Source organism: Wolbachia endosymbiont (group A) of Urophora cardui (assembly GCF_964028435.1).
Taxonomy (GTDB): Bacteria; Pseudomonadota; Alphaproteobacteria; order Rickettsiales; family Anaplasmataceae; genus Wolbachia.
In genome coordinates this window covers 332175-347432 of sequence record NZ_OZ034774.1, presented here as the reverse complement: position 1 = coordinate 347432, position 15258 = coordinate 332175, and the positions used below count along the sequence as shown (strand labels likewise).

At 36.6% G+C, this 15258-nt stretch carries 13 protein-coding genes; 3 read left to right on the top strand and 10 right to left on the bottom strand.

Annotation, left to right across the window (positions count from 1 at the left end; genetic code table 11):
* Positions 1 to 288: 288 nt before the first annotated feature.
* Positions 289 to 2286: an NAD-dependent DNA ligase LigA gene (gene ligA, locus ABWU38_RS01700; RefSeq protein WP_353272366.1), complete on the bottom strand. Its 1998-nt coding sequence runs from the start codon at positions 2284 to 2286 to the stop codon at positions 289 to 291.
* Positions 2287 to 2290: 4 nt separating this feature from the next.
* The gene (locus ABWU38_RS01695) at positions 2291 to 2437 is read right to left on the bottom strand and encodes a hypothetical protein (RefSeq protein ID WP_264687924.1); all 147 of its coding nucleotides are present in this window, start codon (positions 2435 to 2437) and stop codon (positions 2291 to 2293) included.
* A 78-nt stretch (positions 2438 to 2515) separates the two neighbouring features.
* On the opposite strand from ABWU38_RS01695, the gene gltX reads away from it, so the two are divergent.
* Positions 2516 to 3838, top strand: coding sequence for a glutamate--tRNA ligase (gltX, locus tag ABWU38_RS01690; protein ID WP_264687925.1), 1323 nt, complete (start codon positions 2516 to 2518; stop codon positions 3836 to 3838).
* Positions 3839 to 4001: 163 nt separating this feature from the next.
* Complete coding sequence (locus ABWU38_RS01685; protein ID WP_353272365.1) at positions 4002 to 4883, top strand: Rpn family recombination-promoting nuclease/putative transposase; 882 nt, start codon at positions 4002 to 4004, stop codon at positions 4881 to 4883.
* 9 nt (positions 4884 to 4892) lie between these two features.
* Here the strand turns inward: ABWU38_RS01685 and ABWU38_RS01680 are convergent, their stop codons facing one another.
* From ABWU38_RS01680 to der, 8 genes are all read right to left on the bottom strand, one after another.
* Positions 4893 to 5288 carry a cytochrome c-type biogenesis protein CcmH gene (locus ABWU38_RS01680; RefSeq protein ID WP_264735675.1) on the bottom strand — a complete coding sequence of 132 codons (396 nt, stop codon included), beginning with the start codon at positions 5286 to 5288 and terminating at the stop codon, positions 4893 to 4895.
* Positions 5272 to 6312: a hypothetical protein gene (locus ABWU38_RS01675; RefSeq protein ID WP_353272364.1), complete on the bottom strand. Its 1041-nt coding sequence runs from the start codon at positions 6310 to 6312 to the stop codon at positions 5272 to 5274. Before ABWU38_RS01675 ends, ABWU38_RS01680 begins: the two co-directional genes overlap by 17 nt.
* Before the next feature lie 2 nt (positions 6313 to 6314).
* Positions 6315 to 6674 (bottom strand): ferredoxin family 2Fe-2S iron-sulfur cluster binding protein, encoded by a 360-nt coding sequence (locus ABWU38_RS01670; RefSeq protein ID WP_064125547.1) that lies wholly within the window; start codon positions 6672 to 6674, stop codon positions 6315 to 6317.
* 564 nt (positions 6675 to 7238) lie between these two features.
* Positions 7239 to 8198, bottom strand: coding sequence for an IS5 family transposase (locus ABWU38_RS01665; protein WP_353272271.1), 960 nt, complete (start codon positions 8196 to 8198; stop codon positions 7239 to 7241).
* An 86-nt stretch (positions 8199 to 8284) separates the two neighbouring features.
* Positions 8285 to 11830, bottom strand: coding sequence for a hypothetical protein (locus tag ABWU38_RS01660; protein WP_353272363.1), 3546 nt, complete (start codon positions 11828 to 11830; stop codon positions 8285 to 8287).
* Positions 11831 to 12000: 170 nt separating this feature from the next.
* The gene (locus tag ABWU38_RS01655) at positions 12001 to 12543 is read right to left on the bottom strand and encodes a demethoxyubiquinone hydroxylase family protein (protein ID WP_253309557.1); all 543 of its coding nucleotides are present in this window, start codon (positions 12541 to 12543) and stop codon (positions 12001 to 12003) included.
* The gene (locus ABWU38_RS01650; protein ID WP_253309556.1) at positions 12518 to 13048 is read right to left on the bottom strand and encodes a disulfide bond formation protein B; all 531 of its coding nucleotides are present in this window, start codon (positions 13046 to 13048) and stop codon (positions 12518 to 12520) included. Before ABWU38_RS01650 ends, ABWU38_RS01655 begins: the two co-directional genes overlap by 26 nt.
* Positions 13045 to 14370, bottom strand: coding sequence for a ribosome biogenesis GTPase Der (gene der / locus ABWU38_RS01645; RefSeq protein ID WP_253309555.1), 1326 nt, complete (start codon positions 14368 to 14370; stop codon positions 13045 to 13047). The genes ABWU38_RS01650 and der overlap by 4 nt, the downstream gene beginning before the upstream one ends.
* 129 nt (positions 14371 to 14499) lie before the next feature.
* On the opposite strand from der, the gene ABWU38_RS01640 reads away from it, so the two are divergent.
* A complete protein-coding gene (locus ABWU38_RS01640) occupies positions 14500 to 15255 on the top strand; it encodes a hypothetical protein (RefSeq protein ID WP_353272362.1) in 756 nt (251 codons plus the stop codon).
* Positions 15256 to 15258: the final 3 nt, after the last annotated feature.

The following is a 15258-nucleotide window of genomic DNA, read 5'->3' as shown; positions in this document are numbered from 1 at the left end:
CATATTTTTGAAGATAGCTATAGCTAAAGTGACTTAGGTTTACCGATAATTTGAAAAACAAAAATTCGTCATTCCGCTACTTGTTAGCGGAATCTATGCTGAGATACTGCGAATAAATCGCGGTATGACGTGTTGCTTGGGTCAGCTATAGGACCTGTACCAGCACCATGACCTTACCCAGAAAAAATGGAGAGAAAGAAAGGAGTTTTTTTGTGGTAATCCAATCAATCCAATTAACAGCTTGCTCATTATAGTCTTGCAACTTTGATTTAATATACAATCCAAATGTTATTTGAACACTCCCAAACTTATCACTTTATGCCACTGGTCTTCATCTAAAATTTCTACACCTAATTCCACTGCCTTTTTATATTTGGATCCTGGTTTTTCTCCTGCAATTAGGTAGTCAGTTTTAGCAGAAAGATGTGAGCTGACCTTTGCTCCTAGAGTTTTGGCTCTTACTTTTGCCTCTCCTCTACTCATAGCAAGTAGCTTACCAGTAAACACTATAATTTTATTATTTAAAACAGAGTCACTAGAGTTGGAGTTCACAGGAAGAATTTGAAGACAAGCAGTAAGATCATTTAACATTTTGATGTTATGTTCCTTAGAAAAAAATGATTCCAAAGATTCAGCCCCTTTTTTTCCTATGCCGTCTATACCGACTAGCTCAGTATTATCTGATGACAGTTCAATCATCGAATTATACCAATTATCATAAGAAACATAATAATCTGCAAGCAATTCTGCTGCAACTTGGCCAATAAATCTAATACCTAAAGAAAATATAAACCTATCTAGAGTTATTACCCTTCTGCTTTGTATAGAATTTAACAAATTAGCTATAGATTTCTCGCCCCATCCAGACTGTCCTTCCAGATTAAATTCATCCAATTTTTCTTCTAAAGTAAAAATATCATGGATTTGTTTTATCAGATCAAGGTCGTAAAAAAACTCTATCTGCTTATCACCAAGGCCAACAATGTCAAATGCATCTTTCGATACAAAATGCTTTAGTTTTTCTATTATTTGAGCTTTACAGGCAAATTCCTCAGGACATCTTACTGCCGCCTCTCCCTCAACCTGACGTACTTTACTACCACATTCAGGGCATACTCCAGGAAACACAAATTCAGGTGTATTTGGAAGACGAGAATCTCTGCTTACTTCAACGATCTGGGGAATTACATCTCCTGCCCTTTTGATTGTTACAATATCTCCCTCTCTTATGTCTTTACGTTTTATCTCATCTTGGTTATGCAGACTTGCTCTACTAACTAGCACCCCACCAATATTGACTGGCACTAAATCTGCAACTGGAGTTAAAACCCCTGTTCTGCCCACCTGTATAAATATCTTATTTAACTTTGTTTTTGCATAAACCGCAGAAAACTTGTATGCAAGTGCTGAGCGCGGTGCTTTGTGAGTATTCCCTAGACGATTTTGTAGTACCAAATCATTTACTTTATAGACTATTCCATCAATATCATAATCCAAGTTATAGCGACAATTATAGACCTCGTTATAGAACTTCAGCATTCCATCCAAACTACTCGTTAAGGACTGATGCTCATTTACGCAAAAACCAAGTGCCTCAAGCTTATTTAGTATTTCACTTTGACTTTTCTCTGCTCCACCAATCAAAGAATAAGCAAAATATCTAAGTGGTCTACTTGCTGTAATGCTTGCATCCAATTGCTTTAGAGAACCAGCAGCTGCATTTCGAGGATTGGCAAATTCATCGTTTTCATTTAACTTTAAAAAGTCGCTGTTACTGATGTATATTTCACCTCTTACTTCTAGTCTTCCTTGCACGCCTTGCAAAAACTTAGGAAAGCCTTTTATTGTTGCAACATTGTGAGTGACATCTTCCCCTAAAAAACCGTCACCTCGAGTTGCAGCTTTAACAAATCTCCCATCCTCATAAATTGCAGAAAACGACAACCCATCAATTTTTGGCTCACATAATATCTCTATTTTGTCCTCAATTAAAAACCTCTTTATTTTAGACAAAAATTTCTCTACATCTTGTTCATCATAAGCATTCTCAAGAGAAAGCATAGGTTCTTGATGTTCCACCTTAGAAAACCTCTCATCAGGTGGAGCACCAACACTATCTTGTGTTGCATAAATTTCTGGAAATTGTGCCTCTATTTCAGCTAACTTTTTCTTCAGTTCATCATATTCAGCATCACTTATTTCTGGCTTATTTTTTTGGTGATACAAAACATTATGATAATTTATTTGATCTTGCAGTTTTTCTCTCATCTTTTCTAAGTTAGTCATGATATCAATATGATGCTACATTAGCCTTTGTCGTCAAGTTGTGAATTTTCTTGAATTTATCATATGGTCTTAATCCATCAAATATCAAAGGTGCCACAATGCTATAGCCATACTTATTCTTCTCTTGCTCAATTGTATTAGCAGATCTCACTTGCTTTAGCCGTATATTTATATAAAATTAAAATAAATTAGAGTAAATAAGTTATTATTTTACAATATTGCTATTTAAATGCTAACAAGATTCGCTCCAAGCCCAACTGGCTATCTCCACGTAGGAAACGTACGGACTGCTTTGGTTTGTTGGATGTACACACGTAATCAAAATGGAAAATTTCTACTCCGTTTTGATGATACTGACCTTCAGCGTTCAGATGTCAAATATATAAATAATATCATAGAAGACCTAAAATGGATTGGCATAGATTGGGATGCAAGTTTTAAGCAATCAGAGCGCTTTGAGCGTTACAATGAGGTGTTTTTGCAGTTAATAAAAGAAGGGCATGTTTATGCATGCTATGAAACAAGAGAAGAGTTAGACATTAAACGAAAATTGCAGTTAAAACAAGGACTTCCCCCGGTATATGACAGAAGCGCGTTACTTCTAACTGAGCAAGAGAAAATTCATTATGAGCAAGAAGGAAGAAGACCACATTTCAGGTTTAAATTGGATAGAAATGAAGTTGTTAAATGGAATGATGAAGTTAAAGGTGAAATAAATATTGCAACAAGTCACATCAGCGATCCTGTGGTAAAAAGAGAAGATGGAATTTATACATACATGCTACCTTCTGTTATTGATGACGTTGACTTTAATGTAACCCATGTTGTACGTGGGGAAGATCATGTAACTAATACCGCAGTTCAGATCCAAATGATTAAAGCATTAAAAGCGAAAATTCCTATATTTGCTCACCTTTCTCTACTACATTTTGATGATAGCAAGATATCGAAACGGAAAGGCGGGCTGGATATCAAGTCCATAAGAGAAGATGAGACTGAACCAATGGCGCTAGTTAGTTATTTAGTGAAGCTCGGAACATCCAATCCAATTGAAGCTTGCGCCTGTATGCAATCTTTGATTGACTCATTTGACATTAAAAAATTTAGCTCAGCATCTGTACAATTCAGCTTGAGTGAAGTATACAAGCTAAATAGCAAAGTGCTGCAACAAATGTCATTTGAAATTGTACAAGAACGTTTAAATCAAATTGGAGTGGGCTCCTCAGAGTTTTGGTATTTTATAAGGAACAATATAGAAAGGTTTTCTGAGGTGGCCAAGTGGTGGAAAATATGCAAATCTGATATAGAGCCTGTGATTCTTGATAAGGAGCTTATAAAAATTGCGTTCAATGCATTGCCTCAAGGCGACTGTAACGAAAACACATTATCAGAGTGGGTAAAAGCTATTCGACAGACAGTGGATATAAAGGCAAAAGACTTATTTATGCAGTTGCGTTCAGCTTTAACAGGAACAGAAACAGGACCAGAGCTCGCTAAATTATTAATTTTTATCGGCAAAGAAAATATCATTGCAAGGTTAAAAAAAAAGTGAAAATCAAAAAATTATATAGTAACCAGACTGCATTCTGTGAAAAACACGATCTTTCATTTGAGCTTTCTTCAATTTAAAGTAAATACAGAAACTAGCTATCTTCAAAAATATAGTTGAATAATTGTTAATAATAGTGTATAATTATTAATATTTTCCAAGCATTATGGCTCTTTCAAAATTTCTCGATCCTCGCAATGATTTGTGTTTCAAAAAAATCTTTGGAACGGAAAAAAATAAGAATATCCTTATTCACTTTTTGAACGATATTTTAGGATTTGCTGAGGCAAGTGCAATACAAGAAGTAGAATTCTTAAGTACTATCATGGATCCCGAAATTGCCTCTGATAAACAAAGTATTGTTGATATTCTCTGCAAGGATTCTATTGGTAATAGGTTTGTGATTGAGATGCAACTGGCTCGTGATAAAGGTTTTGAGAAACGCGCTCAACTATATGCTGCTAAGGCTTACTCAAGACAATTAGATAAATCTGGCAACTACATTGATTTAAAGAAAGTCTTCTTTATTGCTATTTCCAATTGTAACTTACTTCCTGAAGAAGTTGGTTATATCTCTACTCATAATATACGTGATATAAAAACCAACGGCCATTACTTAAAAGATTTTCAATTTGTCTTTATTGAGTTACCTAAATTTACAAAAAGCAAAGTAGAACAGCTAGAAAGCATAGTAGATCGTTGGCTATTTTTCTTTAAATATGCTGAAGAAACGACAGATGAAGATCTAAAGAAAATTGCAGAAAAGGCACCAATAATAAAGCTAGCATATGATGAGTTAGATAAGTTTCGTTGGAACGAAAAAGATTTAGTAGCTTACGAAGAAAGAATAATGGATCTACGCAAAGAAGAAGCCATTCTTGAATACAGACTTGATCTTGCTGAAGAGAAAGGTATAGAAAAAGGTATAGAGAAAGGAAAAATTGAAGTCGCAAAAGCAATGCTGGCTAATAATGTTGATGTCAACACTATTGTCAAGTTTACTGGCCTTTCTATTAGTGAGATTGAAGAATTAAGTGGAAATCTGTGAACGGTTACATTACATAAAAGGTTTAAATATACTGGACATACTGATATACTTTCGTATTAAAAAACACCCAATAAGCAGAGTTGTGAGTGGAATAAACCACAAAATGTAAGTGCTAGGTGGGGTAGTTATAATTGAATTGCCGTAAGAATTTTTTAACTCTGAGATTATCTCTTCATCTGTGTATCCATCATTGATTTTTTTACGAATTGCTTCTCGCATATCATACGCAATCTGAGATCCAGATTCAGACAATGATTCGCCAGAACATATTGGACACCTTATTATTTCAAATAAACTGGTTGCTCGTTTTTCCATGCTTTTATCTCTGAGTTTATTATCCAGAGTAAAAGCGTTTACGCCTGAGTGAAATATCAATATGAAAAGTAAACTAACTACTGCTCTCATCCTTGGTTAATTGGGTTATTTTACTGAGTTGGTTCATAAAATCAGTGGTGGATAACTTTCCAATAAAGCTTGACCCTACATCATCATCGTACTTTATTGAAAATTGAACGCTGTCATCAGTTGTTTTTTCTGATAAGGAAGACATTAATTTTTCAAACGCATCTGAAGTTTTTGAGTCACCAATCATAAACGAGATTAATTCTTTATAATTTGATATAGCCACGTTGATTTTGTCTTTAAATGAAGACGTAACCAAATTATAATTTTGCATTCCACCATCTGCAGCAAGAGAAAAATTATTACTTTGAATTAAAAATTTCTCTATGTTGAAATTAACTCTGGAAGCTGAGATGTGGTTTACAAATTCGTAATCAAATTTAGTGTCGATACTAAGGTAACTTTCAGGACTTGCAGTATTTTTATACCGATAAGTATAAAAATCAAATCTTAGTTTAGTATTTCCACTTGGTTCTTTATCGAGGTGAAATTGAATGTAATTGCTTTTATCATTCACTTCAGTTATAACACTTTGCTGATTTTCTGAAACATCACATTTTAATCCATAATCTGCGTAACGAAGTGTATCTATATAGTCTATCACGGTACTATTTCTGTTGAATCGCAATGAAGATGGTAAATCATTTAGTCTAACAACAAAGTGGCTGCTATCGTTTGTGTGGCATTTTATATTCTTTTTCTCATCACCATGAACAACAATGTTGACTTCATTGCTTGGTATGTAGATATATACTGATTTATCAAACAATCTATTTTTTATCAATAAAGCATCAGATGAGATGGTTAATTGCTTATTGGAAAATTTTGGGTTTGTCACACGGAAAATTAGGTTAGAAGGAAGTCCACTGAAATCATGTGAAATATCAAACTTTTCGTCGTTAATGTATAGTATTGCTTCAGCTAAAAGATTTTTTACCTTACATGCAGAAAAATACCAAAAACCACCATACGCTACAGGAATAAACAAAAGTAAAGAGATGATAATATAGATAAAAATCTTACGCATAGCTAATTATTCCCCTGTTTATCCAATGATATATTTCTTGTACCCCTTGGTATGGTTACACACAAACCGTCGATATCTTTTGTGATTTTTATTTGGCACCCAAGTCTTGATGTCTCTGTTAAGCCGAAGGCTAGATCTAACATATCGTTTTCCTCATCAGATATGGGATTATGCGTTTCTACAGCATCATAAAATTCTGGATCAACAATCACGTGGCATGTAGAACAAGCAAGAGAGCCTTCACATGCACCTTCAAGCAGATCTGGATCACTTCTGTGGGCTAAATTAAGCAGAGTTTCTCCCTCTGCAGCTTCATAGCTTTTCTTACTCCCATCAGGTAAAACAAAAGTAACAGATGGCATATTATTCCTATTAAAATCCTTACTAATTTCTCTGTATTCTACAGGTAATAACTAATATTTGCAAACTCTTTGCAATTCCAGTGCCTATTTTTTGTCATCCAAGTACCCCTTTCTTGTCATTCAAGTAGCTGACTACTTGGATCCAGATTGGATACTGAGTTGGTGAGTATAAAAGTATAGCTTCTACGTCATACCGCCACGAACCGTCATACCGTGATTTATTCACGGTATCTCATCCGCTAACACGCAGCAGGATGACGAGGTTATCGTCATGCCGCCGCGAACCGTCATACCGCCGCAGACCGTCATACCGCCGCGGTATCTCTAGATCCCGCTAACAAGTAGCGGGATGACGAATTACTTAACCGTCATACCGTGATTTATTCACGGTATCTCACATAGATCCCGCTAACAAGCAGCGGGATGACGAGGTTATCGTCATGTCACCACGAACCGTCATACCGCCGCAGACCGTCATACCGCCGCGGTATCTCCAGATCCCGCTAACACGTAGCGGGATGGCTTTGTTGCATAGCACTGATAGGCATGTAAATCACAGTGAATTTACGCAGCTAATTTAAATTTAGCCATACCTATATCAGTAAATTTGTTCAATAAGTAGCACTTAATTAACAGCTCTTTTTCACGATTTACCTCTGATTTATTTTTCAAGCCAAACCCAAATATTTGCTTCAACCTATAGAAAAAGACTTCAATATAAGACCGTGCTCCATACTTAACTTTTTTCTTCCATTCATTAATACCATCTTCATAATTCTCATATGACCTAATTCTACTAATATACTTGTTTCTTTCTGATAAGTAGTCAGCTAAACAAATTTTAGTATCCTTCCTAGGGCGAATAATAGGCACAATATTGTATTTTCTGCATTCTTTATACACACTTTTTATATCATAAGCCGCATCTGCTCGAATAGAACAAATGTTATATTTATCACTGACTTCTTCTAACATATCGCAGACCGGCAAATAGTCTACAGCAACACCACTAGTGTAGTTCATGCTTATTGCTTTCTTATCATTTATGTTTAAAACAACATGTAATTTTCTTACTTGACCATAACCACTGTATTTTCTTTTTCGAATATTAAGCTTACTATGCCCACCGTTCTTATTGTAGATACTAACTCTAGTGCTATCTACGGCAATTTCAACATTTTCCAGATCATCTTTATTGCTTCTATGGTCATCAATCTTCAAATTAAGCTTTTTAAATCTTCTGGAAGCTTGTGTATAGCTGATAATCTTAAGTTTTTTGCCTATTTGTACCATATAACCTTTTACAAAACCTACAGCTTGTCTCAAGCCAATTCTAAAAAGATGAACTATTATGTGTATTAAAATTACAACTTTATCACTATAAGTGTTATTGCCACCTGCAACTTTTGGACTATTTTCATACCAATTTTCTATGGCTTGATTAACAAAATGAAAAACATTTCCTCTTTTTTTGAGAAACTCGTTATATTCTCTTTGGTTACTTACTCTCATTTTTTGTGGCATAAGTTGTACTTGTTTGAAAAATGCCTATTTTACAACAAAATGCGTTAGTAGCCATATATTAAAAAGCTTTTCTTCTTACAATAACCTCAACCAACACTAGCTATGCAACAAAGCCATCCGGTATCTCCTTTATCACCCATATCGCCTTTAGGACCAGCATCCCCTTTATTACCAGACACACCTGGCGCTCCATCTACTCCTTGAGGACCTACTGGACCTGAATCTCCTTTATCACCTTTAGGACCTACTAGACCTTGAGCACCTTTTTCTCCTTGCGTGCCATTAAAGCCTTGTAGACCTGGCAATCCATCTACTCCTTTTGCACCCATATCCCCTTGATCACCTCTAGGACCTACTAGACCTTGAGGACCTGTATCTCCCTTTGCTCCCGGCAATCCATCTGTTCCTGGTGCTCCAAATTCACCTTTATCCCCTTTTAGACCCTGAGAACCTTTCTCCCCTTGCGTACCATTAAAGCCTTGAGAACCTTGTATACCTTCGTCACCTTTTTCTCCAGGTATTCCTGGCGCTCCATCTGCTCCTTTATCTCCCTTACCACCTTTTGGTCCTTGAACTTTTCCTGGATTTTTCCTTAATTCTTCTGAAATGCTTTTTGTTAGCTCAGTACTGTTTGCAAGTTTCTCTACCAATGTATCATTGTCAGCACTACTTAGTAACGCGTCTGCTAAATCTTGAGCTCTGTCATCAATTAGTTTAGTAGCTATTCCTTCGTGAATATTTTCATCATAAAGTCTTCCTATAATCTGTTGCTCTAGCAGTAAATTTCCACCTTTATCACGATATTCAAGTACTTTATTCGCAATGGTTTCATTGTCAATTAATTTTTGTGCAACCCCAGTATGCAGACTTGAACTGCCTGCAAGTTCTTCCATTAACATTTTTCCACTGGAATCAGTGAAGTTAAGCATCATCTCCTTAAACCCAGTGGCTCTAGTAGTGACTAGCTTATCTGCAACTTCTTCAGGATTTGCATCCATGCCACTATGCCCTTGTTCACCCTTTGCGCCTCTTGAACCAGAGAGGCCCTTGAAACCTCTAGGACCTTGTATACCCTGTTCTCCTTTATCTCCCTTGAAACCTTGTGGACCTACTAAACCTTGATCACCTTTATTTCCTTGAGGGCCTCTTGGACCTGCATTTCCTTGGTCACCTTTTTCTCCAGGCATTCCTGGCAACCCAGTATCCCCTTTATTACCAGACACACCTGGCGCTCCATCTACTCCTTGAGGACCTACTGGACCTGAATCTCCTTTATCACCTTTAGGACCTACTAGACCTTGAGCACCTTTTTCTCCTTGCGTGCCATTAAAGCCTTGTAGACCTGGCAATCCATCCATTCCTGGTGCTCCAATTTCACCTCTATCTCCCTTGAGACCAAGATCACCTTTTTCTCCTTGTACACCTTGCGTACCATTAAAGCCTCTTGGACCTACTGGACCTCTAAGACCTTGAGCTCCATCTGCTCCTTTAGAACCCGGGGTTCCATCTTTACCAGCTTTACCTTGCGCTCCTTCTTTACCTTGCAAACCAGATTCACCTTTCCAACCTCTCAGCCCTTTAGGACCACTACTACCTTCATTACCTTTCTCTCCCTTCGCTCCACTTGGGCCTTGTGGCCCTATAAGCCCTAAATCACCTTGTTTGCCTTTAGGGCCTTGTGGCCCTATATCCCCCTTTGAGCCTTTCAATCCCGTTTCTCCACGATCTCCTTTTGGACTCGTTATACTCAACCCTGGCATTCCCTTTTCTCCCTTTGGACCTTGTGGGCCACCAGCTTCTCCTTTTTCACCTTTTGGTCCTCCAGGCATTCCATCTAGTCCTGGTGATCCAGGTGCACCTGGATCACCCTTTTGGCTTGGATAGCCGTAACCCGAATAACCTTGATCACCCTTGTCACCTTTCTCTCCAGGCAACCCGTTTAGACCTGGATGACCTTGATCCCCTTTAGGACCTGGCTTTCCTGTTAGTCCTGAGACTGCATAAAACTCGCCTTTTTGGCCCTTTTCTCCAGGTATGCCTGGCAGCCCATCGAGACCACGTGGTCTTGGTTTGCCTCCTTGACCTGGCAAACCTCTTGGCCCAGGAGGTCCATCTAGTCCTTTAGGACCAGGGGTTCCGTCTCTACCATCTTGACCTGGATAACCTTTCTCACCTCTTAGACCTTGAGGACCTGGATAACCTGGCTCACCTTTAGGACCTACTGGACCTGGAGAACCAACTTCTCCTCTTAATCCTTGATCGCCCTTTTCACCCTTTATACTTTTTTTTAAGTTTTTATTATTTGCAATTTCCTTCGGCAGGTCTTGAGTAACATAGTTATTAAGTGTTTTACCTTTTAATTCAGTTATAGGTGTATTAAACAGCGCTTTTTCGAATCTTTCTAGTTCACTTGATAATAAAATAGCTGCCACATTCTCGGGCTTTGCATCTCTTCCTGGCTCACCTTTAGGACCTGGATAACCTTTTCCACCTGGAAGACCTGAATGATCTCTAAAGCCTGGCGACCCAGGCTCGCCCTGTCTACCTTTTTCACCTGGAATACCTGGAATACCTCTAGGACCTGGAAAACCTTCATAACCTCTTAGACCTTTATCACCTGGAGGACCTCGATAACCTGGAGGACCTCGATAACCTGGAAGTCTAGGCATTCCTTCTACTTGTTCTGTATGTCTTAATTGCTTAATTTGCTCTTTTAAATGTTGAACTTCTGCTTTTAAGTCTTCAAATTCTCTAGTATTCACCACATCAACCTCCAAAAAGTTACCAAAATTTTCTAAGTTATAATAATAAGGATATAAATCTAAGTTATGGCTGTAGTTATATCCTACAAAATCAGGTTTTAAACCATAAAAATTCTTACATTCGCTATTTTCATCTGATATGCAGCCAACATAATTATTACCTAATTTTTCTGTTGCGAAATAGCTATTTTTCACATTCAATCTCTTTATTCCATGAAAAGGAAATAATTTGAAACCATCACTTCTCCGATCGAATATTGGAACAACATTATTCAACATACCAACCTTACTACCAGTGGAATTATATACCTCAACACTCCTGTAAGATTGGTATAATTGATTTTCCGATCCCTTAAAAAAATTGTCTCCAATTCGTATATCAAGTCTATTGCCAATAAGACTCATATTTTTACTACTTATTACATCTTTTGGATCTATTAAAACCTTACTACTTTCAAGTGGTTTAAATTTTATAGAACGTGTATCATAATCATATACATGAACATATTCACCATTCTTGCGGGATTGAGGTATAAAATCAATAGTAGCTATATTAATAATATTGCCATCATGGTAATAATAGTAATATTCACCTGAGTCAGTAACCAAAGCTAACTTGTTGTCATCTCCTACTTTTTCTAGCTTTAGTTGTAGTCCTTGAGATAAACCATTCAGCACCTTTTGTGTTCCACAGCTATAGTCAATCACAATAAGGCGCTGACCTCTAGGCTCATCAATAATAACGTAAGATGTAGTAGGTAGACTAACTGTTGTTTCGTTATTTACTCTTACTTTAGTAGTTATCACATAACGAGTTGCGTTACTACAGTCTTTACCTGGGGCATCTTCCTTTTCTAGTTTAAAACGCATTTTCCCTTCCTTTGTGGTCTATGTTTTAGACACAGTTAATTTACAAACACTAATTATTGATTAATAATGGTGATATGTAAATATAGTTATAAAATAATTGTTACACTTGAATTCCTTCCTGGTTTCTGTTGTCATCATAACATTAAAAATACTTTAAGAAAGCTGCTTAGTTAAATTAACTTGGACAAGTAAATAGCAGTTTTGCAGCCTGTTTTTATGAATGAAGATAAAATGTTGTAGCCAAATGCGCTTTCAGCATTGTGCTGAATTGCAATATCTTTGTGCTCTAACTCCTCGTCGCGAAATTTACTTATAGTTTCTCTTAATTCCCCATCTTCTAAATGTGAAACTTGCTCTTTGTAGTGCTCCCCTATAACTTCTTCAACTGCAGCAGTGCAAGCCATAGCAGCTTTTTTGCCCATAATGGCAGTTGCAACGCCAAGTGACACTCCTAAAACACGCCAAACTGGCAACAAAACAGTAGGACGAACTTTTTGCTCTTTGATTTTCTCATTAAAATAGTGAAAATGCTTTTTTTCCTGCTCTTCCATTTCAATTATTTCATTGATTATAGAAGATTTTTTAAGAATAAATTTTTGACCAGAATAAATGCAAATAGCTCCATATTCCCCAGCATGATTTACTCTAATTGCCTGTTGCAAGAACTGATTGTTGCTGTACCTTAAATTATTTAGATTTCTTTCTTTCTCCACAATACACCTTACCTGATACGAACAGAGCTGCTATGAGATAAATTAAATTCCATGTTGCTAAGGAAACACCTAGAACGTAATGAGGTCTGTCACAAGATGGAGAGTAATTAGGATTTAGTAGATTATTTCTGAGCTCTTCTATACTAACGTTACCACTTGCTTGCTCTGTACAACCTAAAACATCATGAAATAAGTGGAGTTCAAGACCTACATGATAAAAAGATATTACTGCACCTATGAGGTAGCTGCAAAACGTTGCATAGATTAGAATTTTGTTGTCTTTAAGCATGCATACTACTGCAAGTAACCCTGCAACATAGTAAACTACCCGCTCGTATGTACATAACTTGCATGGCAGCATGTTGAAAAAATATTCTAGCACATATGCAAAAATTAGAGCAAAAGCACTTGATAGCAGAAAGATTGTAGGAATTCTGGAGTTATTACACACGACTTTAAGTAAATTATTATAAAGACCCCTGAAAGTATAAAGCAGAGTATTCATTTTGCATAGGGATTTTTATTTTTTTTCAAAAGTAATCTGACTGGCACACCATCTACGAAGAAATTTTTTCTAAGATCATTAATTAAATAGCGTTTATAACTTTCATCAACACTTTCAGGTATGTTACATATCAAAGAAAAAGCTGGAGGTTTAGTACCAATTTGAGCGATATACTTCATTTTAACTGCTTTACCTTTTACAAGCGGGTGAGAGTGCCTATCTAAAGCATCAATTAGCCACTTATTCAGTTTTGCAGTGCTGACTTTCTTGTTCAAAGATTCACTCACTTCAAGACACTTATCTATCACATCGCCGCAGCGCATGCCTTTCAATGCAGAAATTGTTACAGTTGGCACTTCCAAGAATAACCGAGTCACTTCCTGTTGTTTGACAAATTTTATTAACTTACTTCTGTCATCCTTACCTATTAAATCCCACTTATTTAAAACAACAATAATCCCTTTCCCTCCCTTAATTGCAGCTTCACCAATTGATAAATCCTGCTGCTCAATACCAACTAGGGAGTCTAGCATTAAAACTACCACATGAGAGCGCTTGATTGATTCTAAGCTTTTTTCAACAAATCTTGATTCTAAGTCATCTATAACATTCGCCTTTCTGCGGATTCCTGCAGTATCAATGAGAGTAATTAGCTCCCCATTATGATCATATACAATATCTACAGAATCACGTGTGGTGCCTGGCTCTGAATTCACTATTACTCTGTTTTCTGTAAGTAGGCTGTTTAAAAAAGTTGATTTTCCGACATTTGGGCGACCGATGATTGCAATTCTAAGTTTACTGGACTCATTGCCCAATAGATCAGTGTTTTCGTTCAAATTTTCAATAACATCAGCTAATGCATCATAAAGATCAACCATGCCAAGATTATGTTCGGCAGAGATATACACCGGGCCAAGAAAATCAAAAAACTGCAAATAATCAACATTTTCAGACTTATGACTCTCGCATTTATTTGCTATCAGTATCACAGGTTTATTTATTTTTCTCTTCAGCCACTTTGCAAATTCTTTGTTTTGCTCATTTTGCACTTTTGCATCAACAAGAAAGAAAATGATGTTTGAATTGGATAGAGAAAATTTTATTTGTTCAATAACTTGTAGTGAAAAATTAGTTTGGTCGTTCCATCCTCCTGTATCTATAACTTTAAACTCTAAATCGCTAATTCTGCCTATTCCTTCTCTTCTATCTCGTGTAACCCCTGGAATATTGCTGACCACCGCTGCTTTTCTTCCCACCAATCTATTAAAAAGAGTTGATTTACCAGCATTTGGTAGGCCTACTATAGCGATTTTTAGCATAATTTAAGAGCACCTTCTATACACAGTAAATTATAACCGAAATCTTGCAATTTAACTATTGACTTTATAGATCACGCGAGCATAATACAACTAGAATTTCTTGTTTTATTATGTCAAGTAGGGGGATATATGGTAGGGCAAGATATAAATGAGCAGCTTAGTTCTCTAGATGATGGCAGGCATTTTGAAGATGAGGCTATGGATGAGTCTGAGGATGAAGATACGCCTGAATTTAGGGCATCGTGTGAAAAACTCGAAGAAGAAATGAACCGTCCAGAAGTGATGTCGGAATTTCAATTAGATGGAGCAATATATGAACAAGTTGATGAACGTATGAAAGAAAATATCTCGAATGTATTGGAAGCTATACGTCAAGCTTTTAGGTTATGTGGTGAGAAGCGACTGACTGTGGGACAAATGATAAAGAAATGGATAAAATCTGTAGAACTTGGAGAAAGTCAAAAGATCAGGTTTGGCATGCCGTACTATGTGTTCTTCGAAGAATTATCAATAATAGATTATCTGATATCTAATGTGCACTTGCTAAAGAAGTTCGAGTTGTCCATTCATGAAAAACATCAACTAGATCTTCTTTCGTTAAAAATATCCGACCTAGTTTCAACAGGCACTTATGTGAGTGAGAAAGTTTTGGAGTTATTGCCAACAAGTCTACTGGAAAAACATAACAGCTATTTATCAAATCTAAAACAAATTGTATGTGAGGGCATTGAAAAAGATGGAGAAGAAAATGTGATAAAAGATGTTATAGTAGAAAGAGATAATAAATTTTATTGTATACAGTGTCCAGAAGCAAGCATTGTGATTCCTGCAAAATTCCTGAGTAATCCAGACAGGCTTTGTTGCATAGCACTGATAGGCATGTAAATC